This window comes from Cellulosimicrobium sp. NPDC057127 (assembly GCF_042670945.1).
GTDB lineage: Bacteria > Actinomycetota > Actinomycetes > Actinomycetales > Cellulomonadaceae > Cellulosimicrobium.
In genome coordinates, this window is the sequence record NZ_JBHUUP010000002.1 from 89,549 (window position 1) to 115,187 (window position 25,639).

General features: G+C 75.9%; 20 protein-coding genes and 1 tRNA gene. 7 read left to right on the plus strand and 14 right to left on the minus strand.

Going from position 1 to position 25,639, the window contains the following annotated elements; all coding sequences use genetic code 11:
* Positions 1–16 precede the first annotated feature (16 nt).
* From ACFTZA_RS02155 to ACFTZA_RS02200, 10 genes are all read right to left on the minus strand, one after another.
* Positions 17–1,201, minus strand: a complete 1,185-nt coding sequence (locus ACFTZA_RS02155; protein WP_378190274.1) for a PP2C family serine/threonine-protein phosphatase — start codon at positions 1,199–1,201, stop codon at positions 17–19.
* Complete coding sequence (locus tag ACFTZA_RS02160) at positions 1,186–3,516, minus strand: tetratricopeptide repeat protein (protein ID WP_378190276.1); 2,331 nt, start codon at positions 3,514–3,516, stop codon at positions 1,186–1,188. The genes ACFTZA_RS02155 and ACFTZA_RS02160 overlap by 16 nt, the downstream gene beginning before the upstream one ends.
* Entirely contained in the window at positions 3,513–4,619 is a 1,107-nt protein-coding gene (locus ACFTZA_RS02165; RefSeq protein ID WP_378190279.1) for a hypothetical protein, read from the minus strand. Before ACFTZA_RS02165 ends, ACFTZA_RS02160 begins: the two co-directional genes overlap by 4 nt.
* On the minus strand, positions 4,616–5,596 hold the full coding sequence (locus ACFTZA_RS02170; RefSeq protein ID WP_378190280.1) for a glutamate ABC transporter substrate-binding protein: 981 nt from the start codon (positions 5,594–5,596) through the stop codon (positions 4,616–4,618). Before ACFTZA_RS02170 ends, ACFTZA_RS02165 begins: the two co-directional genes overlap by 4 nt.
* Positions 5,593–6,954: a hypothetical protein gene (locus tag ACFTZA_RS02175; RefSeq protein ID WP_378190282.1), complete on the minus strand. Its 1,362-nt coding sequence runs from the start codon at positions 6,952–6,954 to the stop codon at positions 5,593–5,595. The genes ACFTZA_RS02170 and ACFTZA_RS02175 overlap by 4 nt, the downstream gene beginning before the upstream one ends.
* On the minus strand, positions 6,951–8,600 hold the full coding sequence (locus tag ACFTZA_RS02180; protein WP_378190284.1) for an AAA family ATPase: 1,650 nt from the start codon (positions 8,598–8,600) through the stop codon (positions 6,951–6,953). Before ACFTZA_RS02180 ends, ACFTZA_RS02175 begins: the two co-directional genes overlap by 4 nt.
* Positions 8,597–9,157: a hypothetical protein gene (locus ACFTZA_RS02185; protein WP_378190286.1), complete on the minus strand. Its 561-nt coding sequence runs from the start codon at positions 9,155–9,157 to the stop codon at positions 8,597–8,599. Before ACFTZA_RS02185 ends, ACFTZA_RS02180 begins: the two co-directional genes overlap by 4 nt.
* A gap of 19 nt (positions 9,158–9,176) precedes the next feature.
* The gene (locus tag ACFTZA_RS02190) at positions 9,177–10,391 is read right to left on the minus strand and encodes a toxic anion resistance protein (RefSeq protein WP_378190288.1); all 1,215 of its coding nucleotides are present in this window, start codon (positions 10,389–10,391) and stop codon (positions 9,177–9,179) included.
* Positions 10,392–10,627: 236 nt separating this feature from the next.
* The gene (locus tag ACFTZA_RS02195) at positions 10,628–11,017 is read right to left on the minus strand and encodes a hypothetical protein (RefSeq protein ID WP_378190290.1); all 390 of its coding nucleotides are present in this window, start codon (positions 11,015–11,017) and stop codon (positions 10,628–10,630) included.
* Positions 11,018–11,198: 181 nt separating this feature from the next.
* Positions 11,199–11,274, minus strand: a tRNA-Arg gene (locus ACFTZA_RS02200).
* A gap of 189 nt (positions 11,275–11,463) precedes the next feature.
* On the opposite strand from ACFTZA_RS02200, the gene ACFTZA_RS02205 reads away from it, so the two are divergent.
* From ACFTZA_RS02205 to ACFTZA_RS02235, 7 genes are all read left to right on the plus strand, one after another.
* A complete protein-coding gene (locus tag ACFTZA_RS02205; protein WP_378190292.1) occupies positions 11,464–13,140 on the plus strand; it encodes a GTPase in 1,677 nt (558 codons plus the stop codon).
* Positions 13,137–14,723, plus strand: a complete 1,587-nt coding sequence (locus ACFTZA_RS02210) for an ABC transporter (protein WP_378190294.1) — start codon at positions 13,137–13,139, stop codon at positions 14,721–14,723. Before ACFTZA_RS02205 ends, ACFTZA_RS02210 begins: the two co-directional genes overlap by 4 nt.
* A 46-nt stretch (positions 14,724–14,769) precedes the next feature.
* A complete protein-coding gene (locus ACFTZA_RS02215) occupies positions 14,770–15,276 on the plus strand; it encodes a single-stranded DNA-binding protein (RefSeq protein ID WP_378190296.1) in 507 nt (168 codons plus the stop codon).
* A 118-nt stretch (positions 15,277–15,394) separates the two neighbouring features.
* Entirely contained in the window at positions 15,395–17,077 is a 1,683-nt protein-coding gene (ettA, locus tag ACFTZA_RS02220; RefSeq protein WP_378190298.1) for an energy-dependent translational throttle protein EttA, read from the plus strand.
* Positions 17,078–17,273: 196 nt separating this feature from the next.
* Positions 17,274–19,223 carry a dynamin family protein gene (locus tag ACFTZA_RS02225; protein ID WP_378190300.1) on the plus strand — a complete coding sequence of 650 codons (1,950 nt, stop codon included), beginning with the start codon at positions 17,274–17,276 and terminating at the stop codon, positions 19,221–19,223.
* A complete protein-coding gene (locus tag ACFTZA_RS02230) occupies positions 19,220–20,971 on the plus strand; it encodes a GTPase (protein ID WP_378190301.1) in 1,752 nt (583 codons plus the stop codon). The genes ACFTZA_RS02225 and ACFTZA_RS02230 overlap by 4 nt, the downstream gene beginning before the upstream one ends.
* Positions 20,972–21,032: 61 nt before the next feature.
* Entirely contained in the window at positions 21,033–21,533 is a 501-nt protein-coding gene (locus ACFTZA_RS02235) for an acyl-CoA thioesterase (RefSeq protein WP_378190303.1), read from the plus strand.
* Here ACFTZA_RS02235 and ACFTZA_RS02240 read toward each other — a convergent pair.
* The 4 genes from ACFTZA_RS02240 to ACFTZA_RS02255 form a co-directional block, all read right to left on the minus strand.
* Positions 21,463–23,076: an SDR family oxidoreductase gene (locus ACFTZA_RS02240; protein ID WP_378190305.1), complete on the minus strand. Its 1,614-nt coding sequence runs from the start codon at positions 23,074–23,076 to the stop codon at positions 21,463–21,465. The two genes, ACFTZA_RS02235 and ACFTZA_RS02240, sit on opposite strands and share 71 nt — an antisense overlap.
* The gene (locus tag ACFTZA_RS02245; protein ID WP_378190308.1) at positions 23,073–24,065 is read right to left on the minus strand and encodes a DNA topoisomerase IB; all 993 of its coding nucleotides are present in this window, start codon (positions 24,063–24,065) and stop codon (positions 23,073–23,075) included. The genes ACFTZA_RS02240 and ACFTZA_RS02245 overlap by 4 nt, the downstream gene beginning before the upstream one ends.
* A 65-nt stretch (positions 24,066–24,130) precedes the next feature.
* Positions 24,131–24,979, minus strand: a complete 849-nt coding sequence (locus ACFTZA_RS02250) for an acyl-CoA thioesterase (protein WP_378190756.1) — start codon at positions 24,977–24,979, stop codon at positions 24,131–24,133.
* Between the two features lie 203 nt (positions 24,980–25,182).
* Positions 25,183–25,626, minus strand: coding sequence for a globin (locus ACFTZA_RS02255; protein ID WP_378190758.1), 444 nt, complete (start codon positions 25,624–25,626; stop codon positions 25,183–25,185).
* Positions 25,627–25,639 lie beyond the last annotated feature (13 nt).

Below are 25,639 nucleotides of genomic sequence, written 5' to 3' on the forward strand. Positions count from 1 at the left end.
GCGGTGTGCGGGCAGGCTACCGGGTCGGCGGACCCGGTTCGAAGCGGGCGAGCGCCACGGTGATGTTGTCGCGACCGCCCTGCGCGTTGGCCCACCGGACGAGCGCCGCGCCCAGCGCGCCCGGCTCGCGCCCGGTCGTCGCCTCGGTGGTGCGCACCAGGGCGGCGAGGTCGTCCGCGGGGGAGCAGTAGTTCCACAGCCCGTCCGAGCACACGAGCACCCAGCCCGGCCCGTCGGGGAGCGTCGCGGCGGTGCGCGCGGTCGGGTCGGGGGCGTCCGGGCCGAGCCAGCGCGTGATGGCGTGGGCCTGCGGGGAGGACTCGGCCTGCGCACGCGGGACCCCCTGGGCGATCATCTCCTGCGTCCAGGAGTCGTCGACGCTGAGCTGGTGGGCGCCGCCCGCGTCGGGCAGCCAGTACGCGCGCGAGTCGCCCACCCAGCCCGTCACGACGAGCGGCCCGTCGACGACCGCGGCCACGAACGTGCAGGACGGCGGGTTGGCGCGGTCGCTCACGTCGCCCGCCGACACGCGCACGGCGTCGTCGGCCGCGCGCACCGCGTCGCCGAGCAGCGCCGACCACGCGCCCATCCGGGCGGTCGTCTCGCCGACCACGGGAGCGGCGCCCGTGGGTCCGCCCGCCGCCAGGAGGTCGCACGCCGCGCGCGCCGCGGCGAGGCTCGCGACGTCCGAGTCGGGTGCGCTCGACACCCCGTCGCACACCACGAGCGCCGCGAACGGGCCGCTCGCGGCGAGCGCCATCGCGTCCTCGTTGCGCGCGTGCCGGACCCCGCGGTCGCAGACCCCGGCGACCCACGCGACCGGGTGCTCGGCCCAGTGGTCGCGCTCGGACGCCGCCGGCTCGCCGCACTCGGTGCAGTAGCCGTCGTCGGCGACCGCGCCGCCGCAGCGCACGCACGGACGGCTGCCGGGCGCACCCGCTGCACCCGCCGTGCCCGCCGCGACCGGCGCGGACGGGAAGGTCTCCATCGGCTCGGGGTCCGGGTCGGTGCGCACGGCACCAGGACCGGGGAGGGGACCGGCGGGCGGGAACGGGGCGAGCGGCGTGCCGCACGCCTCGCAGAACCGCGCGCCGTCGTGCGTCGGCTCGCCGCACGCCGGGCACGCCAGGGGCGGCACGTGCCCGCCCGGCCCGGGAGCGGCCCCCGCCGGGTCGACCGCGCCGCTCACCGCAGCGTCCACCGTCGGACCTCGTTCGCCCGGTCCACGAGCTCGATGCGCTCGTCGCGGGCGTCGGTGTGCGCGGCGAGGTCGCGGTACGCGGCCTCGAGCGCGTCGCGCAGCGCCGGCTCCTCGGCCGGGACGCCCGCGATGGTCGTGGTCGGCTCCGGACCCGTGGTCGTCACGGTCTCGAGCGCCGAGCGCAGCACGCCGACGGCGAGACCGGCACGCTCGCGCGGGGCGATCGCCACCGACCCGACGCTCGCGAGCGCGTCGCCCAGGGCGGGCAGCCCGCGTCCCGAGCCCGCCAGCAGGTGGGCGCGCAGCACGCGCGACTCGACGTAGGACCCGCGCGTCGGCGTGACGAGGTCGAGCGCCTGCAGCGCGCCGTCCAGGTCACCGCGCGCGCGGCGCACGCGCGTCAGGCCGAACGCCGCCGGTGCCGTGTAGTTGGCGTCGGTGCGGGCGCAGATGACGTAGAGCGACTCCGCGATGTCCGGCTCGCCGCTCAGCTCGCACGCGGTCGCGAGGGCGAGCTTCGGGGCGAGCTCGCCGGGCACCTGGCCGTAGACGGCGTTGAACGACGCGCGGGCGGTGACGGCGTCGCCGCGCGCCAGCTCCGCGAGGCCGCTCGTCCAGGCGGCGCGCCACTCCCACGGGTCCTCCGCGAGCATCTGCGCGATGGCGTCGCGCACGACGTCGTCGCGGCCGGCCTCGATCGCCGCGCGCGCCCGGGCGAGCCGCACCTCGACGGTGTCCTGCGGCGCGTCGGCGAGGGCGGCGAGCCGCGCGTCGGGCTCGGCGACGTTCACGCCGGCGAGCCAGCTCGCCATGGGGTCGTGCTCGTCGGTGCGCAGCCCGGGCAGCTCGTCCCACGCGAGCGGGCGCTCCGCGACGTCCGACACGGGGGTCTCGAACAGCACGGACGCCGCCGAGTGCAGCGCAGCGCTGCCCGGCCCGCGGTCGGTCGCGACGACCTCGCGCAGCACGCCGAGGATCTGGGCGCGCATCTCGTCCACGGTCGCGAACCGGTCGGACGGGTCGAGCGCGCAGGCCTTGGCGAGCAGGCGGTAGAACGAGTCGTAGGCCTGGAACACGGGCGTGTCCGCGACCGGGGGCAGCGACGCGACGTAGGTCGTCGTGTTGCCCCGGAAGTCGAGCACGAGCGTCGCGAGCGTGCGCCCGATCGTGTAGATGTCCGAGGCCACCGACGGGCCGACCTCGGCCACCTCGGGCGCCTGGTAGCCGATCGTGCCGAAGATCGCCGACGTCAGGTCGTCCACGCGCCGCACGCCGCCGAGGTCGATGAGCTTGACGCCGTCGCCCTGCTGGATGATGTTGTCCGGCTTGAAGTCGCAGAACAGCAGGTTCTGGTCGTGCAGGTAGGCGAACGCGGGCAGGATCTCCAGCACGTACGCGAGCGCCTGGTCGACCGGCAGCGGGCTGATCGCGCCGCCGTTGTCCTCGCGGCGGTCCTTGAGGATCTCCTTGAGGGACTTGCCGCCCACGTACTCCATGACGGTGTAGCCCGCGCCGTCGTGCATCGCGAAGTTGTAGATCTCCACGATCAGGGGGTGCTCGACCTCGGCGAGGAACTGGCGCTCGGAGATCGCCGCGGCGTAGGCGTCGGGGTCCCCGGAGTTCAGCAGGCCCTTCAGCACGACCCAGCGGCCGGAGACGTTCTGGTCGCGCGCGAGGTAGATCCACCCGAGACCGCCGTGCGCGAGGCAGCCGACGACCTCGTACTGGCCGCCGACCAGGTCGCCGGGGGACAGCTGCGGCGTGAAGTCGAAGCGGTTGCCGCAGTGGGGGCAGAACCCGGACGTGCGGCCGGGGCGGCCGTCGCGCCCGCGGCCGACCTTCTCGCCGCACGCGGGGCAGTAGCGCTTGTGCTCCGGCACCTCGGGGACGGCCATGACGGCCTGGAGCGGGTCGGCGACAGGGGCGGACGGCACGGTCGTCAGCCCGGCGCCGAGCCGGTGGCCGCGCAGGCGCGTCGACGACGTGCCGACGCGGCGCGTCGCGCGGGAGCCGGTCGCGGCGGTGCGCGCCGAGCCGAGGGCGGCCGAGGCGAGCCGGCTCGAGCTGGTGCGGCCGGTGCGGGTCGAGCGCTCGGCGTCCGGGTCGGCGCCGGAGGAGACGACGCCGGTGCGGCCCTCGACGAAGCCGGTGCCGAGCACGGCGGACGGGGACGCGGCGGTGGCGCCGGTCGCGGTCCCGGTCGCGACGGCCGGTCCCGAGCCACCGGCGGGCGCACCGCAGACGTTGCAGTAGCCGTCCTCGATGGTGCCCGGGCAGCCGGGCTCCGAGCACGGGACGGTCGCGGTGGTCGTCACGACGACGCTCCTTCCGGGGTGGGCAGGTCGCGGGTGAGGAACTGGTACTGCTCGACGAGGAAGCGCGCCAGGGTGATGTCGCAGGGCGTCGCCTCGACCGCCTCGCGCGCCTCGAGGAGGCCGGAGCGGACGGTCGGCGAGGAGGACCGGCCGTTGGTGCGCGCGCGCTCCGCGAGCCGGTCGAGGCTGTACCGCAGCTCGGCCCGCTCGCGCAGCGGCGCGGTGTAGGCCGACTCGACCGCCTTCACGGCGCGCTCGACGGCGTCGAGACGAGCGGCGTAGGCGTCGAGCTCGAAGCGCGAGTCGGGCACCGGCCCGAGCCGCGACACGTCCGGGACCGCGAGGCGGGGCGGGTGGGCCACCTCCCGGCGGCAGCGGGCCACGAGCTCGCGCAGGGCGGGCTCGCGCGCCTCGAGCGCGTCGCGGCGCTCGGTCGTGCGGGTGCGGTCGCGGGACAGCTCGCGGCGCTGGGCGGACGCCACGATGAGGTCGCGCTCGGCGCGCGCGACCTCCGCCTCGAGCTCGGCGAGCGGACCGGACACGTCGGCGCCGCGCTCCGCCTGGGCGACGAGCCGCTCCAGCCGCTCGCGCAGCGCCGCCACCCGGCCGCGGGCGTCGGGGTCGGACCCGGCGAGGTCCTCGCAGCGCACGAGCTCCGCCCGCACGCCCCGCAGGCGGGCCACCTGGTCCGCGGTGTGGGGGTCGAACGACAGCCGCGTGCGCAGCTGGACGACGAGCGCGTCGCACAGCTTGACCGCCTCGACGAGCGAGACGAGCGCCGCGCCCGACCCGGAGTCGAGCCGGCCCCACACGAGCACGGACATCTTCTCGCGCGCCACCGCGTCGACACGCCCGGAGTCCCACGTGACGCGCAGCTCGTCGGCACGCCCGCGGATCGCCTGCCACAGGGAGAGGGCGAGCACGAGGTCGGCCGTGTACGCGTCCGGCGTCGCCGCGGCCTGCGCGGCGGCGTCGAGGCGGTCCAGCTCCGTGCGGCGCTCGTCGAGCCACGTCTCGAGCGCGCCGAGGTACGCCAGGAGCTCCGCGGCAGGGATCGCCTCGCCGAGCCGCCCGGGTGCCTCGGGGGCGACGGCGCGGGTCACGGCGTGCGGCCGTACACCGCGGCCGGCGGCGCCGGGGCGGGGCCGAGCACACCGAGCCACCGGTCGTAGCTCGCCGCCCACGTGCCGTCGGCCTTGACGCGCTCGAGCACGGCGTTGACGAAGCGCACCAGGTCGGTGTCCTCCGCGGGGACCCCGATGCCGTACGGCTCGTCGCTGATCGCCTCGCCGACGACCTTGGCGTAGGGGTCCTGGGCGGCGAAGCCCGCGAGGACCGTGTCGTCGCCGGTGATCGCGTCGACCCGGCCCTGCTGGAAGAGCACGAGGCACTGGGTGTGCGTCGTCGCGGGCACCGGCTCGATGCCGGAGAACTCCTCCAGGCGCGTGAGCGTCGTCGTGCCCTCCGGCGCGCACACGCGCTGCCCCTCGAGGTCGGCGATGCCCGACGCCGTCGAGTCGCGGTTCACCAGCACCTTCTGACCGGCGTGGTAGTACTCGGCCGAGAACGCGATCTCCTCCCACCGCTCGCAGTTCATCGTGAACGCGCGCGCCACGAGGTCGACGCCGTCGTCCTGGAGCACCTCGATGCGCTGGCCCGAGGTGATCACGCGGAACGTGAGCCGGTCCGGGTCGCCGAAGATCGCGCGCGAGACCTCCCGGAGCATGTCGATGTCGAACCCCTCGATCTGGCCCGAGAGCGGGTTGCGCGCCCCCATGAGGAGGGTGTCCGCCGAGACGCCGACGACGAGCGAGCCGCGCTCGCGGATCTCGGCCATGGTGCTGCCGGCGGGCAGCGCGTCGGGCGACGGCAGCGGGCCGTCGGGCGCGTAGGAGGCGAGGGGGTCCGCGCACTGCACCGGCTCGGCGGGGGAGGGGGCGGCCGTCGTGGCCTCGGGCTCGGCCTCGGGCGTCAGGCGCAGGTCGTCGGCGCCGGACGGGCCGGAGCACGCGGTGAGCAGCAGCGCGGTCGCGGTCAGCGCCGCGACGAGGGCCGAGCGGGCAGCGGTCGTCGTCCTCACCGGTACTCCTCCAGTCGTGCCGTGACGCCGCGCCACGACAGCAGGGCCGCGGCCGCACCGGCCGCGAGCAGCAGCCAGCCCGCGACGGCGGACCGCGTGCCGGCCGACGCCAGGTCGTCGCGCGTCGCGGCGGCGTTCGTCTCGATGTCGTCGCGCGCGGATGCCGAGAACTCCTCGAACGCGGCGTTCGGGCTCCCCTCGTCGATGCTCGTCGCGAGCGCGACGGCGCCCTCCCAGTCGCCCTCGTCGTCGAGCGCGCGGATCTCGGCGTGCCGGGCGACCCACGCGTCGAGGGCCTGCGCGCTCGACCCGTCGAGGACGCCGTCCGCCGCCGCGTCGTCCAGGCGCTGCGCGGCGTCGTCCGTCGCGGCGACGAACTCCTCCTCGTACGCCTGGCCCGACCCGCGCTTGATGAGCGTGAAGGCCTCCATCGACTTCGCGTCGTTCGCGAGCGCGTACGCCTGCGACGCGGCGAGCGTCGCGGCGTACGAGCCGGTCCGCACGTCGTGCGCGCGGGCGCTCGCCTGGGACAGCAGGACCGTGCCGACGACGCCGACGACCACCACGACGGCCGTCGCGGCGGCGAGCCCCACGTTGAGCACGCGGTGCGTGCGCCGCGCGAGCCAGACCTGGCTCAGCACCAGCGCCGCGAGGGCGAGCAGCCCGCCGGCAAGGACCCACAGCGCGTTGCGCACGCCCGAGAAGTCCGCCGCGACCCGGTCGGCGTCGTCGAGCACGACCTCGTCGAGCGTGGGGAGCATCTCCTCGCGCAGGATGGTCGACGCCTGGTCCAGGTAGGCGGAGCCGACGGGGAAGCCCTGCCGGTTGGCGGCGCGCGCCTGCTCGACGAGCCCCGTGTACGTCGTGAGGTCGGCCGCGACCTCGCCGAGGAGCTCGGCGTCGGCCTCGTTGTTGCCGGACAGGGTCGCGAGGTCGCTCGCCGCCCCGTCGACCAGCTCGTCGTAGCGCGCGCGCTGCTCGGCGGGCTCGAGGCCGCCGACGAGGAACGCGCCGGTCGCCGTGGCGTCCGCCGCGACGAGCGCGTTGCGCACCTCCTGGACCCCCACGAGCTGCGCGGCGTCCTCGGCGGCCGCGTCGAGCGCGCGCGACTGCACGGCGCCCGCCTGGAAGCCGAGCGCGCCGAGCACGACCGAGGCGAGCACGCACAGCGCCATCACGAGGCGGAGCCGACCGGGCGTGCGGCGCAGGGCGCCCCGCGCACGGGCGACGCGGGCGACGCGGGCGCTGCCGTCGCCGGACGGCCCGGGTGCCCCGGGGGCGCCCACGGGCGCGGCCGGGGCGGGCACCACGACGCCGGGCGCGGGCGGGCCCGCCGGGCGGACCGGTGTGGTCGTCATGCGTTCTCCTCGACGGTGGGTGGTGCCGGCGGCTCGGCGGGGCCGGCGGGCTCGGCCGGGCCGGGCGTCGGCGGGGCGAGCGTGGCGAGCGACGCAGGCGCGCCCTCGGCGTCGACCACGTCGACGGGCAGGAGCAGGCGCAGCTCGTCGACGGTGGGCTCGGGGGTGTCGCGCAGTCGCCACGCGTGCCGCGCGACCGCCGCGTCGAGCACGTTGCGCGCCCAGCGCGCGTTGCCGAACCCCTCGGTGCGGGGCTGGGCGGCGGCGAGCCGCTCGAACGCGTCGAGCGCCTCCGGCGTCGGCTCGAAGTCGGCGCGCCGCGCCATGCCCGCGAAGATCTCGCGCAGCTCGCCGGCGGTGTAGTCCTCGAACGTGATCGTCGTCGAGAAGCGCGACTCGAGCCCCGGGTTGGTGGCGAGGAAGTCCGCCATCGGCCCCGGGTACCCCGCGACGACCACCACCAGCTCGTCGCGGTGGTCCTCCATGTCCTTGACGAGCGTCGTGACCGCCTCCGCGCCATACTGGTCCTCCGCGAGCCCGTACGCCTCGTCGACGAACAGCACGCCGTCGAGCGCGGTCGCCACCACCTCGGACGTCTTGACCGCCGTCTGCCCGAGGTATCCCGCGACCAGCTCGGAGCGGTCCACCTCGACGAGGTGTCCCTTCTCCAGGAGCCCCAGCGCGCGGTAGATCCCCGCGACGAGCCGCGCGACCGTCGTCTTGCCGGTGCCCGGGTTGCCGAGGAACACGAGGTGGCGCGTGAGCGTGGGCCGCGTGAGACCGGCCTCCGTCCTCAGCCTCTCGACCCGCAGCAGCTCGGTCTGGCGCCGGATCTCCGCCTTGACCCGCTCGAGACCGGTCAGGGCGTCCAGCTCGGCGAGCAGCTCCTCGAGCGAGCGCGGGGGCTCGTCGGCGTCGGCGTCCGCGGGCGCCTCGCCGTCCGCCGTGGGGACCCGTTCGCCGGTGGTGCCCGGGGTCGGTGCCGTTCCTGACGGCGACGGGTCGCCGGGCACCGCCGGTCCACCGGGGCGGTGGGTGGCGAGCGCGTCGAGGATCGCGTCGACGGACGGCACGTCCGGCTCGGGCGCACGGGGCACGCCGAGCGGGGCGAGCGCGTCGAGGTCGAACGAGCTGCCGGCCGAGGGACGCGCGGTCAGGGGCCCGGCGGTCGTGCGCGACGGCGTCGGGACGGGGCGCGCGGCGGCGGGACGGGCGACGGGACGACCCGGGGCGGGCGCGCCGCCTCCCGGGACGGCCGAGCGCTGGACCGCAGCGGCCGCCGCGGCGCTCCCGGCGACGTGCGGGCCGGGCGTGCCCAGCCGCCCTGCGGCCGACGCGACGTCGGCCAGGGCGCCACCGTACGCCGCGGCGTGGGTCGATCGGGCGGCGAGGAGACCGGAGAGCACGTCGCTCGGCGACGTGCGCCAGCGGCGTGCGCTCGACGCGGCCGTGAAGAACGCGCCGGTGGCGGCCGGGTCGTGACCGAGCGCGGCGAGCCACGCGGCCGGGGCGCCGGGGGACGACTCGGCGACGGCGGCGGCGAGGCGGGCCCCCTCGTCGCGCGCGGCGTCCTCGTCGACGCCCGCGGCGCGCGCGGCCGCCGCCAGGGCGTCGAGCGCCTGGTCGAGGTCCGCCGGCGTCGTCACGGGGCCTCCAGGCGCCCGGTGGGGTCCGTGGGCTGCGGGGTGCCCGCGCCCGCGTCCGGGGACAGCGAGACGGAGGACTCGCGGAACTTGTCGGCCAGGAACTGCCCGTGCGCCACGAGCGCGGCGGCGTCGGCGCGCGAGACCGCGTCGGAGATCTTGTCGAGCGTGACGCCCAGCAGGTCGAGCTGGTCGCACAGCAGCATCAGGGACGTCTTGCCGTGCGCGACCACGCGCCGGTCCGCGAAGTCGCGCGGCAGGCGCAGGTACGCGCCGACGGCCTCCGGCAGGTAGCTCGTCGCGGTGGCCACCACCGTGTGCGCCTGCTGCGAGCCGCCACCGAGCCGGTCGAGGCGCGGCACCATCTCCTCGACCGTGCCGGTGATGCGGTGCACGCGCGCCGTGACCGCGGGCGGCACGCGGCCGACGATCTGCTGCTCGACGCGTTCCACGGACGCCAGGATGTCCGCGCTCGTCGGCGGCGGCGGCAGCGCGACGCCGGGCTCCGGTGGGTCCTGGCGCCCGCCGAGCCGCCCGAGCACGTCGGAGAACCAGCCCATGTGGAGGTCTCGTCCCGGCTCAGAGGCGGCCGAGGTCGAGCGCGCCGTCGCCCGCCGCCTGGGACACGTCGGACCGCCGCGCGCGGTCCAGGTACTCGTTCGCCTTGGTCGTCTCGGTCTCGAGCACGCCGATCGTCTGCGCCATCGAGTCCAGCGCCTGCGTCTTGAACGTCGAGATCGAGTCGAGCGTCGCGTAGATGTTGGCGAACGCCTGCTGGAGCTGGGGGAGCCCGACGCTCGCGCTCGCGGCCTGCGACTGGATCGTCGCCGACTGGTCGGCGAGCATCTTCGACGTCGACGCGATCATGTTCGAGGTCGTCGTGTTGAGCGCCGTGATCTGGTCCAGCACGAGGCGCTGGTTCGCCAGCGCCTGCGCGACGATCACGGCGGTGCGCAGCGCGGAGACCGTCGTGGTGGTGGCGCGGTCGACGCCCTTGATGAGCTCGAGGTTGTTCTTCATGATGATGTCCATCGCGAGGTAGCCCTGGATGGACACGGCGAGCTGCGTGAGCAGGTCCTGGTGCTTCTGACGCACGTAGAACAGCACGTCCTCGCGCAGCGCCTGCGCGCGCTCGGGGTCCGTCGCCTCGAGCTCGGCGATCTTCGTCGAGAGCTCGGTGTCGAGGCGCTCGGCGATGAAGATGTACTGGTTGAGCCGCGCCATCGTGTCCCAGAGGTTCTGCTTCTCCAGGTTGAGGGCGGCGTTGTCCTTGCGGAGCTCGTCCTGGCCGTTGTACAGCGACTGGACGATGGCGTTGATCTGCGACTGCGAGCTCTCGTACCGGCGGAAGTAGTCCTGCATCTTGCCGCCGAGCGGGATGAAGCCGAGCAGCTTCTTGCCGAAGGACGCCTCGCTCGGGTCGAGCTCCTCGACCGTGCGGCGCAGCTCCAGCAGCGACCGGCTCACCCTGGAGCCGTCGGAGACGCCGCCCTCGCGCAGCTCCTTGACGGGCATCTCGAGCATGCGGTTGGAGACGTCCGCGGCCGCGCGGATGTCGGCGTCGCCCATCTTGCGCACGTCGTCGGCCTTCGCCGCGAACTCGGGGGAGCGGGTGTCGGCCGCGAGCAGCTGGTCGAGGTACGAGCCGACCTTGGCCTCGAGCCCGGGGATCGCCGCCTCGTCCACGCGCGGCGCCATCGCGGGAGCCTGCGTCGAGGCCACCGGCTTGACCGGCTCGGGCGCCGTCAGCGAGAGGGTCTCGGCGGGGGGCTGGAGCGGTGCTGCCTCGGTCATCTCGGTCCTTCGCTCGTGCGTGCCGTCGGTCGCCGTCGGTGGCGGGGCGGAGCGGCGCGAGGTCGCCCCACGGCCCGGGCGGACCGGGCGCAACCGGCACCGGGCCGGTCCGGCGAGTATATCTGCGACGGGTGGCCGAATCTTTACCCTTTCCCTGCTCGGGAGGGGTGAGAGGTCGCCGGGGCGGTGGGGCGAGCGGGAGCGGTGAGGAGGGAGGCGAGGGCGGACCTCGGTCGTCAGGACGCGACGGGCACCGAGGCGTAGTAGGCACGGATGCGCTCGCGCGTCGTCGGGTCGAGTCGTCGGCGCGGGCCGCCGGAGCTGCCGGGCTCGTGCACGGCGAGCCACGACCGCAGCACCGAGGCGGCGAGTCCGAGCTCGCGCGCGAACTCGGCGACCGTGGGCCAGCCCGGCTGCGGCTCGCGGGCGACGGCGCCGCGCTGCACGGCGTGCAGGTCGGCCCCCCACGCCATCGCCTCGGCGGGCGTCGAGAATCCGCCGATCCGCGTGGTGCGTGCGCCGGGACGCTCCAGGCACCACTCGTCGCCCCGCGGCAGGACCCGGTAGGTGCCCTCGGTGGCGGTGGCCTCGTAGCCGTCCCCGCCGGCGCTCCACTGCAAGTACATGGGCGGATTCTGCACAGATGCTCCACATGCTCCCGCGCACGACACCACGGGAGGGCACACTTTCACCCTGACGTCTACTGGACGCTCGTCCAACTGCGCACGTACCGTCGTGCCCGACGGCGCCCTCGCCCCTGCCCCCGCGGGCGAGGGCGCCGACCACGTGCCCGGGCGTGACGGCGGCTGGTGCCCCGAGCAGGACTCGAACCTGCAACCTACGGATTAGAAGGCCGTTGCTCTATCCATTGAGCTATCGAGGCGCGCAGCCATCGTAGTGGGCGCCGGAGCCACTGGGGAGGTCCGCACGGCGCGACGTCGGCGAGGGGCGGTGCCGCCGACCAGCACCGACGCCCGGGCCGGCCGCACGCCTCCACCGCGCGGTCGACCGGGCCCGGGCGCCGTCGGCGCGTACGTTTTGCGGCGTCGGTCCGAGCCGTCACTATGAACCCGTGAGAACCCCAGACGTCGCCTCGGGCGCGCGCGCCACCGGTCCGGACGCCGTGCCGGGTGCCCGCCCGGGCGCCCAGGGGGACGAGCTGGGCGTCACCGTCTTCGACGTCGCACGTGATCTGCGCCGGGACGTCGCGCGCGTCGAGCTGCCGCTCGCGGTCGCCGGGCGGGACGAGGCCGCGGCGTCGCGCGACCGCCTGCTCACGCAGCTCGAGGAGCACCTCCTGCCGCGGCTCAAGGAGCTGTCGTCGCCGGCGGTCGTCGTCGTCGCCGGCTCGACGGGTGCCGGCAAGTCGACGCTGTACAACTCGCTGCTGGGGGAGGAGGTCTCCCAGGCGGGCGTGCTGCGCCCGACGACGCGCGAGCCCGTCCTCGCGTTCAACCCGCTCGACGCGGACGTGGTCGTCGAGGGCCCGGCGACCCGCATGTCGCGCGTCCTCGAGCACGACGGCGTACCGCGCGGCACCGCGCTCCTCGACGCCCCGGACCTCGACTCGCTGCTGTCGGAGAACCGGGAGACGGCCGGCCTGCTGCTCGAGGCCGCGGACCTGTGGCTCTTCGTCACGACCGCGTCCCGCTACGGGGACGCGCTGCCGTGGAAGGCGCTCGGGCGGGCGATGGAGCGCGGCGCGAGCGTCGCGATGGTCCTCAACCGGGTGCCGCGGGAGACGCTCACCACGATCCGCGGCGACCTCCTCCAGCGCCTGCGCGACCACGGGATGGAGGGCGTGCCGCTGTTCGTCGTGCCCGACGTCGGCCCGCACGAGGGGCTGCTGGACCGTGAGGTCGTCGCCCCGGTCGCGCGCTGGCTGACGATGCTCGCCGGCCCGGACCGGTCGCGCGCCGTGATCGTGCGCACGCTCAAGGGCTCCCTCGCGGCGCTCCCGGAGTGGGTCACGGGCGTCGCGGACGCGGTCGAGCAGCAGGTCGACACCGCCGAGCGGCTGCGTGCGGCGGTGGCGCGCGCGCTGCCGCCCGTGCGCGAGCAGGTCCGCGAGACCGTCCTGCGCGGCGACGCGGCGCGCGGCGCGCTCGAGGCGCGCTGGGCCCAGGTGATCGGAACCGAGCGGGTGGACCGCGTCACGGTGCGCAAGGGCGTCGTCCGCTCGACGCGCCGTCGGGGCAGGGCGCGCGACGCGGCCCTCGGTCCGCTACGCGAGGAGGCGCTCGCCGTCGTCCGCCGCACGCTCGTGGCCGACGGCGTGCGCGCCGCCGGCGCGGTGCGCACCGCGCTCGCGGGTCCCGCGCCGCTGCCCGGGGCGGGCGACGTCCTGCCCGACGACGAGCGCGCCGCCGAGCGTCGCGAGGCCGCGGCCGCCGAGCAGGCGGACGGGTGGTCCGAGCGTGCCGCGGGCGTCGTCGCCGACCTCGGTGACGACACGGCCCCCGAGGCGTCCAGGGCCGCGGTCAAGGCGTTCGGGGGGACGGGGCTCGCGGCCCTGCTCCTCGCGGGCGCCGCCGGCGACGACGACGCCGCGCGCCTGCTCGGCACCGTCCTGCCGGGGACCGCGGACGAGCTCCTCGAGGCCCTGAAGGACGACCTGGCCGACCGTGCCGCCGCGATGGTCGACCGCGAGGCGGAGCCGGTGCTCTCCGCGCTCGACGTGCCCGCGCTGGCGGGCGACGCGGCTGCCGGTCTGCGCCTACGACTCGCCGAGCTGAGGAGGCTCATGTGACGTCCCACGACGCCCAGCTCCGCGCCCGGACGGACGACCTCGCCCGCGCGGTGGACCTCGCGGGCGACCGCCTCGACCCTGCCGTCGCGGCGCAGGTGCGCGACGCCGTCGCCGGCGTGCGCGAGCGGCTCGCGCTGGGCGTGGACCACACCGTCGTCGCGCTCGCCGGCGGCACCGGGTCCGGCAAGTCGAGCCTGTTCAACCGGGTCACGCGCCTGGACTTCGCCGACGTCGGGGTCAAGCGGCCCACGACGGCGCGCGTCACGGCGTGCTCGTGGAGCGACGCCGCCACGGCGCTGCTCGACTGGCTCGAGGTCGACCCCGAGCGGCGCATCACGCGCGACGGCGAGCTCGACGGCGACGACGAGACGGGTCTCGGTGGCCTCGTCCTGCTGGACCTGCCCGACCACGACTCGATCGAGCCGGCCCACCGGGCGGTCGTGGACCGGGTGCTGCCGCTCGTGGACCTGCTGGTGTGGGTCGTGGACCCGCAGAAGTACGCCGACGACGCCCTGCACTCGGGCTACCTGCGCAAGTCCGGCGGCCTCGAGGGGTCGATGGTCGTGGCGCTCAACCAGATCGACACCGTGCCCGAGAGCCGCCGGGCCTCGCTCGTGACCGACATGGGCCGCCTCCTGGAGGAGGACGGGCTGTCGGGCGTCTACGTGACGACGGTCTCGGCGCGCACGGGGGACGGGCTGGACGAGCTCCGCGGCCTGCTCGAGCAGGCGGTGGCCCGGCGCAGCGTCGCGGCGAGCCGCGTCGCGGGCGAGCTCGACCGCGCGGGCGCGCTGCTCCTCGAGCAGATCCCCGGCGAGGTGCCCTGGACCATGAGCACGGCGGTCGAGGACGAGGTCGACGCGCTCGCGGACGCGACCGGGCTGGCCGCGGTCGCGGGGCAGGTCGGTGCCGCGGTGCGCAACGGCTACGGGCGCCCGGAGTTCGCCCCGCCGCAGCCCGACGCCGTCGCCCTGTCCCGCGCGCGCTGGATCGAGCGTGCCGGTCGTGCGCTGCGGCCCGGGTGGCGCGACGCCCTCGACGCGGCGGTCGCCCCGGCGCCGACGATCATGCAGTCGACACGGTCGGCGCTGTCCAAGGTCCCGCTCGACACGCGCGGCCCGGCGTCCGCGCGGCCGACGCGCCGGGTGGCGTGGGCCGCTCTCGCGGTGGGGGTCGTCGCGGGCGTGCTCGCCGTGCTGGGCTCGCTCGGGGTGCTCGACCTGTCCAGGACCCTGCTCGCCGTGTGCGCGGTCCTCGCGGCCGTGGCCGTGGTCGTGGCGGTGGGGTGCTTCCTCGCCGTGCTGCAGGTGCGGCGCACGCTCGCGCGCCGGCGCGAGCAGCAGGTGCTGGCCTCGGGCCGGGGAGCGATCGGGCGCGTGGTGCAGGAGGCGATGGGACGGCCCACGCAGGAGCTGCTCGACACCCACCGGCAGGTGCGCGAGCTGGCGCAGTCCGCGCGGGACCGCACGCCCGCGGCCCCGCTGAGCGGCGCTCTCCGCTTACCCACAGCCCCGGAGCTGGACGGTCCGTCCACAGGCGAGGGGCCGACGGCGGACGGCGGCACCGCGCGCACCGCACCCTGAGGCGGTGCCGGGACGGACCCGGCGCACCGACCCTCGGGAGGCACCCATGCACGGTGACGTCACCGTCACGTTCTCCGGCTTCGTCGCGACGACGCCCACGCTGTTCACGTCCCCGTCCGGCACCGACTACACGAGCTTCCGCATCGCGCAGACGCGGCGCTACCTCGACCGCGAGCGCGGGCAGTGGGTCGACGGCCGGACGCTGTGGTTCACCGTCAAGGCGTTCAAGCACGTGGCGCGCAACGTCGCGACGTCGCTGCACAAGGGTGACCCCGTCGTGGTGACCGGTCGCCTGTCCGTCGACGAGTGGACCGGTCCGGACGGCCCGCGGTCCAGCCTCGTCGTGGAGGCGACGTCGCTCGGGCACGACCTCACGCTGGGCGAGTCCCGCTTCGCCCGCACGGTCCACCGGCGCGACGAGGGGGCGGGTGAGCCGCGCCCCGGCGACCCCGGCACGTCCGAGGCCGAGGACGCGCCCTTCGACACCGACGACGCCGCACCCGGCACCGCGGACGACGACGTGCCGGAGGAGGCCCGCCTCGCCACGGTGTGAGGTCTCGCCGCCGCACGGGTGCGGACCGGCGCGACCGCGATCACCCGTGCGGCGGCCCGACCGCGTAGGCTGAGGGGTCGACAACCCGCGAGCGACCGAAACGGTGGAACAACAGGCTGTGGCTGAGTTCATCTACTCCATGTACAAGGCGCGCAAGGCGCACGGCGACAAGGTCATCCTCGACGACGTCTCCCTGAACTTCCTGCCCGGCGCGAAGATCGGCGTCGTCGGCCCGAACGGCGCCGGGAAGTCGACGATCCTCAAGATCATGGCGGGCCTCGACACGCCGTCGAACGGCGAGGCGCGCCTCTCCCCGGGGTACAGCGTCGGCATCCTCCAGCAGGAGCCGCCGCTGAACGAGGAGAAGACCGTCCTCGGCAACGTCCAGGAGGCGGTCGGCGACATCCTGGCCAAGAAGCAGCGGTTCGACGAGATCTCCGCGCTCATGGCCGAGCCCGACGCCGACTTCGACGCCCTCCTCGCCGAGATGGGCACCCTCCAGGAGGCCATCGACGCGGCGGACGCCTGGGACCTCGACTCCCAGCTCGAGCAGGCGATGGACGCGCTGCGCTGCCCGCCGCCGGACGCGGACGTGTCCGTGCTCTCCGGTGGTGAGCGTCGCCGCGTCGCGCTGTGCAAGCTCCTGCTCGAGAAGCCCGACCTCCTGCTCCTCGACGAGCCGACCAACCACCTCGACGCCGAGTCGGTGCTGTGGCTCGAGCAGCACCTCGCGACGTACCCCGGCGCGATCCTCGCCGTCACGCACGACCGGTACTTCCTCGACCACGTCGCCGAGTGGATCTGCGAGGTGGACCGCGGTCGCCTCTACCCGTACGAGGGCAACTACTCGACGTACCTCGAGAAGAAGGGCGAGCGCCTGCAGGTCCAGGGCAAGAAGGACGCGAAGCTCGCCAAGCGCCTCAAGGACGAGCTCGAGTGGGTCCGGTCCAACGCCAAGGGCCGCCAGACCAAGTCCAAGGCACGCCTCGCCCGCTACGAGGAGATGGCGGCCGAGGCCGAGCGCACGAGGAAGCTCGACTTCGAGGAGATCCAGATCCCGCCGGGCCCGCGCCTGGGCAACGTGGTCCTCGAGGCGACCAACCTCCAGAAGGGCTTCGGCGACCGCCAGCTCATCGACGGGCTGAGCTTCACGCTGCCGCGCAACGGCATCGTCGGCGTCATCGGTCCCAACGGCGTCGGCAAGACGACGCTGTTCAAGACGATCGTCGGCCTCGAGCCGCTCGACGGCGGCGACCTCAAGGTCGGCGAGACCGTGTCGATCTCGTACGTCGACCAGTCGCGCGGCGGCATCGACCCGAAGAAGACGCTGTGGGAGGTCGTGTCCGACGGGCTCGACTTCATCAAGGTCGGCAACGTCGAGATCCCGTCGCGCGCGTACGTCGCGTCGTTCGGGTTCAAGGGACCGGACCAGCAGAAGCCCGCCGGCGTGCTGTCGGGCGGCGAGCGCAACCGCCTCAACCTCGCGCTCACGCTCAAGCAGGGCGGCAACCTCCTGCTGCTCGACGAGCCGACGAACGACCTCGACGTCGAGACGCTCGGCTCGCTGGAGAACGCACTGCTCGAGTTCCCCGGCTGCGCCGTCGTGGTGTCCCACGACCGCTGGTTCCTCGACCGCGTCGCGACGCACATCCTCGCCTACGAGGGCACCGAGGAGGACCCGGCGAACTGGTACTGGTTCGAGGGGAACTTCGCCTCGTACGAGGAGAACAAGGTCGAGCGCCTCGGCGCCGACGCGGCGCGCCCGCACCGCGTGACGTACCGCAAGCTCACGCGCGACTGATCCACGTCGACGCCGGGCGGCGTGGGATGCGTCCGCCCGGCGTCCACGACGGCGCGCGCGGTCTACCATCGGGTCGCTCGTGCCTCGCGGCCTCCCGCCAGGTCCGCCACGACCGCGCGCGCCGTCGTTCCCGCCGGGCCCGTCCTCGGCCGGCCACGACCGCGCATGACCAGGGCCGTTGGGGCAGACTGACCGGATGACGGAGCCCCTGCCGCCGCGCGACGACGCCGCTCAGCCGGCTGCCGCCGACCGCGGCGCCGCGGGGCTCGTGGAGGCGCTCGAGCTGCTGCGGGGGCGGCTCGCCGCGCTGCGGCTGCCGCTCGAGGTGCCGGGCGTCGAGACGGCGCGGCACGACCTCGCGCTCGCCGTCGACCAGCTCGACGACTACCTGCTGCCGCGGCTGCGGTCGCACGCCGCGCCGCTGCTCGTGGTCGTCGGCGGGTCGACCGGCGCGGGGAAGTCGACGCTCGTCAACTCCCTGCTCGGCGAGCACGTGTCCGCGCCCGGCGTGCTGCGGCCCACGACGCGGGCGCCCGTCCTCGTGCACCACCCGCTCGACGAGCGATGGTTCTCCACCGACCGGGTGCTGCCCGGTCTGGCGCGCGTCAGCACGCACGGCGAGACGCCGGGCACGGTCGAGCCGGCACGCTCGCTGCGGCTCGTCGCGAGCGACGCGCTCCCGCAGGGGCTCGCGCTCGTGGACGCTCCCGACGTGGACTCCGTCGAGACGGCGAACCGGGAGCTCGCGGCCCAGCTGCTCGGCGCGGCCGACCTGTGGCTCTTCGTCACGACGGCCGCGCGGTATGCCGACGCCGTGCCGTGGGACCTCCTGCACGGCGCCGCCGAGCGTCGCGCGCAGGTCGCGATGGTCCTCGACCGTGTCGACCCCGGCGCCGAGGCCGTCGCCGACGACCTGCGCCGCATGATGACCGAGAACGGGTTGGGCGACGCGTCGATGTTCGTGGTCCCCGAGGCCGACCTCGTGGAGGGGTTCCTCCCGGAGCGCGCGGTCGCGCAGGTGTCCGGGTGGTTGACCGCGCTCGGGTCCGACGGCGCCGAGCGGGACCGCGTGGCTCTCGCGACGCGCGACGGCGTCGTCGACGACCTCGTGCGGCGAGCGGTGCTCGTCGCCGGTGCCGCCGACGCGCAGGGTGCGTCGGACGCCCGGCTCCGGGACGCCGTCGCACGGGCGTACGCCGACGCCGCCGCGCAGGTGGACGCCGCGACGAGCGACGGCGTCCTCCTGCGCGGGGAGGTCCTCGCCCGCTGGCAGGACTTCGTCGGCACGAGCGAGATCTTCCGGTCCGTGGAGCAGGGCGTGGGGCGCGTGCGCGACGCGATCGCCGCGTTCTTCCGCGGCCGGCCCGCCCAGGCGCCGCAGGTGGAGCGGGCGATCGCGCACGGGCTGGAGGCGGTGGTCCTCGACGCCGCGGACGCCGGTGCCGAGCGTGCGCACGGCACCTGGCGCGCCGACCCCGCGGGGAACGCGCTGCTCGGCGGGCTCGAGCTCGCACGGTCCTCGCCGGGCGTGCGTGCCGAGGTCGCGGCCCAGATCCGCGCGTGGCAGGGCGACGTCCTCGAGCTCGTGCGCGAGCAGGGCGCGGGCAAGCGCGGTGCGGCGCGCGCGCTCTCCTTCGGCATCAACGGGCTCGGGGTGAGCCTCATGGTCGTCGTGTTCGCGTCCACCGGCGGCATCACCGGTGCGGAGATCGGGATCGCGGGCGGCACGGCGGTCGTGGCGCAGAAGCTCCTCGAGGCCGTCTTCGGCGACGACGCGGTCCGGCGCCTGACCCGCACGGTGCGGGACCGTCTGACGGCGCGCGTGGGCGACGTCCTCGACGCGGAGGCGAGGCGGTTCACCGCGCAGCTCGACGCGCTGGGCACCGGTGACGCGGCGTCCGCGGCGCAGGGCGTGCGCGACGCCACCCGCGTCGTGGAGACCGCGTCGCGCGCCGAGCGGTCCGCCCGTCCCGCCGCGAGCGGCGACGTCGTGGGCCGGCACGCGGCGCGACCGCTGCGGGGGGCGGCGTACGTCGAGGAGACGGCGGGCGCGGAGGGGCGGCCGGGCGAGCCCGGAGACGGTGGCGCGAGCGGTGCGGCGCCCGGGTTCTGGCGACGGCTGCTCGGTCGGGGGGCGCGCACGTGAGCATCGACCTCCTGGACCGGACCGCCGCGCTCGAGTCCGCCGTCCTCGCAGGGGACGGACGCGTCGACGCCGACGTCCTCGCCGAGGCCCGCGACGTCGTGCGACGCGCCCGCGAGCGGGCCGGGCTCTCCGCGGAGCACACGGTGGTCGCGCTCGCCGGCGCGACCGGGTCCGGGAAGTCCTCGGTCCTCAACGCGCTCGCCGGGTCCGAGCTCGCGACGGCGGGAGTGCGTCGCCCGACCACCTCGCACGCGCTCGCCGCGGTGTGGGGACCGGGCGGGGCCGGGCCGGCGGGGCCGCTGCTCGACTGGCTCGAGGTGCACCGCCGGCACGAGATGGGCACGCCGCTCGCCTCGGGGGACGTCGGTGACGACGAACCCCGCCCGGGCGCGTTGCGGAGCCTGCTGCGCGGGACGGGCCGGCGCAGCCAGGACCTGACGGACGGTCTCGTGCTGCTCGACCTGCCGGACCACGACTCGGTCGTCACCGAGCACCGGGTGCGCGCCGAGCGCCTCGTGGAGCGCGCGGACCTCCTGGTGTGGGTCGTCGACCCGCAGAAGTACGCCGACGCCGCCCTCCACGAGCGCTACCTGCGCCCGCTCGCCGGGTACGCCGGCGTGGTCGTGGTCGTGCTGAACCAGGTCGACCGGCTGTCGCCCCAGGACGCCGAGGCGTGCCTGGCGGACCTGCGCCGCCTCACCGCGCAGGACGGCCTGGGCGACGCGCGCGTCCTCGCGGTCTCGGCGCGCACCGGCCAGGGCATGGACACGCTGCGCGACCTCCTCGCCGACGCCGCCGCGCGCCGCCGCGCGGCGAACGACCGGCACGCGGCGGACGAGCGGGCCGTGGCCCGCCGTGTCGCCGCGGAGTGCGGGGACCCGCCGCCGGTCCGGGCGGCGCAGCACGCGCGCGACGGCCTGCTCGACGCGCTCGAGGCCGCCGCCGGCGTGCCGACGGTGGTCGCCGCGGTGCGCGGCTCGGCGGTGCGGGACGCACGGGCGGCGACGGGCTGGCCCGTGACGCGGTGGCTCGGCCGGTTCCGCGCAGACCCGCTGCGCAGGATCGGTCTGCGGTCGGGCCCGGCGCCGGGGGCTCGTGCCGCACGGACGCCGGTGCGCGACGCGGACGCCGCACCGGCCCGCGAGGACCTTGCACGCACGTCCCTGCCGGCCGTACCGGCGACGGTGCGCGCAGGGGCGCGGACCGCGGTGCGCGACTACGTCGACGCGGCGACGCGCGGGGTCCCGGACGCCTGGGCTCTCGCCGCGCGCCGGCGGGCGGGGGAGGGCGCCGCCGACCTCGCGGACGCGCTCGACCAGGCCGTGGCAGGAACCGAGCTCGAGGCGTCGCGCCGTCCCGTGTGGTGGCGCGTCGTCGGGGCGGTGCAGTGGCTCGTGCTCGGAGCGCTCGTGGCCGGGCTCGTGTGGCTCGGCGTGCTGTGGGTCTTCGCGTACCTGCGGCTCCCGGAGCCGCCGACCCCGGTGCTCACGCTCGGCGCGCCCGGCTCCGCGGAGCTCCCGTGGCCCACCCTCCTCGTCCTCGGCGGCGCGCTCGTCGGGGTGCTCCTGGCGCTCGCGTCACGGGGCGCCGCGGCGGTCGGGGCCCGCCGCCGCGCGGCACGCGCCCGGCGGCGCCTGCGCCAGGCCGTCGGCGAGGTCGCCGACCGCCTGGTCCGGCTGCCCGTCGGCGAGGAGCTCGCGGCGCTCGCCCGGTGCCGGGCGGCCGCGCTCGTCGCCGCCTCCCCCTGACGCGCGGGCAGAATGGTCGCGCACGGACCCCCGTGGCGCACACCCGTGAGGAAGGACCCCCATGACCCGCCTGCACGTCCCCGTCGCCCTGCGGTGGTCGGACCTCGACGCGTACGCGCACGTCAACAACGTCGAGATGTTCCGGTTGCTCGAGGACGCGCGGATCACCGCGTTCTGGACGCACCCGGAGGCGGGGGAGTCCGCGTGGCCGACGGCCGTGCTCGAGACCGGCCCGCACGCGACGAGCCACACGCTCGTGGCGCGCCAGGAGATCGAGTACCTGCGCCCGCTGTCGTTCACGCGCACCCCGGTGCGGGTCGAGCTGTGGGTGGGCCGGCTCGGCGGGGCGAGCCTCGAGGTGTGCTACGAGGTGCACGACGGCGCGCCCGGTGGCTTCGACCGGACCGGACCGACGTCGGGCGGGGCGGCGTACGCGAAGGCGGCGACGACGATCGTCGTCGTCGACGCGGCCACCGGCCGCCCGCGTCGGATCAGCGACGCGGAGCGCGCGGCGTGGGAGCCGTTCGCCGAGGAGCCGCTGACGTTCCGTCGTCGCGGGTGACTCCGCCGTCGGCTCGCGCCGCCGCCTCGGCCGCCTCGGCGACGTTGCGCTGCATGCCGCCGAACACGACGCCGTGGAACGGCTTGACCGACCACCAGTAGAGCTGGCCGGCGAGCCCGTGCGGGTAGAAGAGCGCGCGCTGGGCGAAGTAGGTGCGGTCGGGGCCGCTCGCCTCCTCGGGCGTGGGCCCCGGTGCCGAGGGGTCGGTGGCGTCCTCGAGGGCCGCCGCAGCCTCGTCGACGCGCAGCTCGAGCCAGGCGAGCCCGGGCAGCCGCATCTCGGCGCGCAGCAGCAGGCGGCTGCCGGGCTCGATGTCCTCCACGCGCCAGAAGTCGAGCTCGTCGTCGACGCGCAGGCGGTGCTCGTCGCGGCGCCCCCGCCGCAGGCCGGGCCCGCCGACGAGGCGGTCGAGCAGCCCGCGGGCGCGCCACGCGAGCGACCACGAGTACCAGCCGCCCTGCCCGCCGATCTCCTCGATCACGCGCCACAGCACGTCCCGGGGCGCGTCGACGACGGTGCGCCGCTCGTCGACGTACAGGGAGCCGCCCGCCCAGTCCGGGTCGGTCGGCAGCGGGTCCGACGGCGCCCCCGGCACCGACGCCGACGACCACCGCGTGGTCACCTCGCCGTCGTGGACGCGCTGGAGCGCGAGCTCGACGGCGCGGTCGAACCCGACGAGGCCCTCCGGCGGGTCCGGGACGTACTGCTCGATGTCGTCCTCCTGGCACACGACCTCGTGCTGGAGGGACTCGACGAGGGGACGCGCGATGCCGCTGGGCACGGGCGTGACCAGGCCGACCCAGTGCGACGACAGCCGGGGCGTGAGCACGGGCACGCTGACGATGTGCCGGCGCGGGAGCCCGGCGACGCGCGCGTAGCGCTGCATCATGTCGCGGTAGGTGAGCACCTCCGGCCCGCCGATGTCGAAGGCGCGCGAGACGTCGTGCGGCAGGGTCGCGGCCCCGACGAGGTAGCGCAGGACGTCGCGGACGGCGATGGGCTGGATGCGGTTGTCGACCCATCTCGGGGTCGTCATCGCCGGGAGGCGCTCGGTGAGGTAGCGCATCATCTCGAAGCTCGCGGAGCCGGAGCCGAGGATCACCGCCGCCTGGAGCACGGTCGTGGGCACGCCCGACGCCAGGAGGATGTCCCCGACCTCCTTGCGGGAGGCGAGGTGCGGGGAGAGCTCGCCCTCGGGCACGTCGGGGTACATGCCGCCGAGGTAGACGATGCGACCGACGCCCGCCTCGCGCGCCGCGCGCGCGAACGTCAGCGCCGTGCGGCGGTCGCGCGCCTCGAACGTCGGGCCCGTGCCGAGCGAGTGGATGAGGTAGTACGCCACGTCGCACCCCTCGAGCGCGGCGCGGATGTCGTCGAGGTCGCTCGCGTCCGCCTCGACCGCCTCCACCCGGTCGGCCCACTCCCGCCCGGCGAGCCGCGCGGGGTTGCGCGCCAGCGCCCGCACGTCGTGCCCGGCGGCGAGCAGCTCGGGCACGAGCCGGCCCCCGACGTAACCCGTGACCCCTGTGACCGCGATCTTCATCCCAGCAGCTCCAGCACCTCGTTCTCGGCACGCGTCTGCGACGTCGTGCCCCCGATGGTCTCCCCGCGCTCCCACAGGTCGAACAGGCGCGGGTCGATGTACGACGAGCGCGCCACCGCGGGCGTGTTGCCCAGCTCCTCGGCGACGTCCTTGACGATGCCGGTCACGACGCGCTTGCGGGCACGCTCCGAGCGGGGTGGCGCGCCGGCGTCGGCGAGCGCGCGGGCCGCGAGCACCGTGGCGTGCCAGGTGCGGAAGTCCTTGGGCGTGGCGTCCGGCCCGAGCCGTTCCTTGATGTCGGCCTGCACGTCCGCGCTCGTCACGTCGCGCCACACGGTCGCCGCACCGCCGCCCGGCGCCGCCTCGCGCCACGCGAGCAGCTCGGCACCGCCCCGCCGGCGCTTGAGCGTCGTGACGAGCTCGGCGACCACCGGGTCGTCGACCACGACGTCACGCACCTGCCCCGACTTCGCGGGGTAGTGGAAGTGCACGCTCCCGTCGCGCCGCACGCGCGCGTGCTCTTTGCGGATGGTCGCGAGGCCGTAGCTGTTGTTCCGCTTCGCGTAGATCTCGCCGCCCGCGCGGAAGTACGCGAGGTCGAGCAGGCGGAAGGCGAGCGCGAGCACCTTCTCGCGCGGCATGCCGGGCAGCTCGAGGTCCCGGGCGACGCCGCGCCGCGCGGCGGGCAGCCGCCGCCCCACCTCGAGCACGTGGTCGTGCTTGCGCCGCGCCCGCCGGACCTGCCACTGCTCGTGGTAGAGGTACTGGCCACGCCCGGCGGCGTCGCGGCCGAACGCCTGGATGTGCCCGTTGGGGTACCGGCAGATCCACACGTCCTGCCACGCGGGCGGGATCGCGAGGTGCGTGCAGCGCTCGATCTCGTCCTCGTCGGCCAGGGGCAGCCCTTCGACGTCCAGGAAGACCCACCCGTCGCCCTTCGGGCGACGCGAGTAGCCCGGGGTGGTCACGGAGACGCGGCGCAGTCGCACGTGGTCAGTCTGGGGCGCGGCGGCCGACGCCGCAGCCCGGGGCGGTCGGCCCCGGGCCGCCGGCCTCACATCGCGGGGAGGCGGACCATGCCCTCCTGCGCGATCGACGCGACGAGCGTCCCGTCCTGCGCGTACACGCGGGCCGCGCCCAGGCCGCGACCGCCCTGCGCGCTCGAGGCGGACTGCACGTACAGCAGCCACTCGTCGACGCGCGCGTCGCGGTGCCACCACATCGCGTGGTCGAGGCTCGCGATCGAGATGTCGGGCGTGACCCAGCTCGCGCCGGCCTGGCGCAGCACGGGCTCGAGCATGACCTGGTCGCACGCGTACGCCATGAGCGCGCGGTGGAGCAGCTGGTCGTCGCCGACGTCGCCGCGGGCCCGCATCCACACCATCTGGCGGTCCGCCGGCTCGTGGTCCGGGCCGAGGTAGAGCGATCCGCCGACGTGGCGCAGCTCGAAGGCCGAGTGGTGGGACCAGAACCGCGCGATCGGGTGGTCGATCCCGCCGAGCACGTCGAGCGCCGACGGGACGGTCTCCGGGTCCGGCGCGTCGGGCATCGGCGACGCGTGCTCGATGCCGCCCTGGTCCTCCTGGAACGACGCGATCATCGACAGGATCGGCTTGCCGTGCTGGATCGCGTGCGCCCGGCGGGCGCTGAACGAGCGGCCGTCGCGCAGACGCTCGACGGCGAAGTCGATCGGCACGTCGAGGCCGCCGGGGCGCAGGAAGTAGCCGTGCAGGGAGTGGGGGAGACGCCCGTCCGGCACGGTGCGCCCGGCGGCGAGCAGCGCCTGCGCGAGGACCTGGCCGCCGTAGACGCGTCCCGTCGGCTGGTGGACGCTCACGGCGCGGAAGTGCTCGGGGTCGGCGGCCGACCCGTCGCCGTCGCCGACCTGCTCGAGCCGCAGCACGTCCAGCAGGTGCCCGAGGGGGTTGGGGACCTGCGTGGCGGGGGCGGCGTCCGACGTCGGGCCGGGCGACGGCGTGCCGTCGCGGGACGTGTCCGTGGTCGCGTCGGTGCCGGAGGTCACCGGCGGCTCGGAGGGCACGGGCTGCTCGGGGGTCACGGGTGCTCGTCCTTCGCTCGGGGGTGAGGGCGGTCTGCCGGCGGGGCTCAGTCCTCGAAGGTGTTGAGGAGCGAGTGCGCGGCGCGCTCCAGATAGTCCCACAGCGTCGCCTCGTGGATCGGGGCGAGGCCGAGCGTCCCGACGGCGGTGCGCATGTGGGCGAGCCAGCGGTCGCGCGCGTCGGGGTTGACCTTGAACCCGCCGTGCCGCATGCGCAGGCGCGGGTGGCCGCGCTGCTCGCTGTAGGAGGTGGGACCGCCCCAGTACTGCTCGAGGAACGCCGTGAGCCGCCAGCGGGCGGCCGCGAGGTCCTCCTCGGGGTACATGGGGCGCAGCACGGGGTCGGTCGCGACGCCCTCGTAGAACGCGTCGACGAGCCGCACGAACGTCTCGTGCCCGCCGACCTCGTCGTAGAACGAGCGGCTGGGGCGGGTCGGGGCCGGGCTCGCGGCCGGGCTCGGGCTCGCGGCCGGGGGAGCACCGTTCGTCATGCCGGCGACGGGC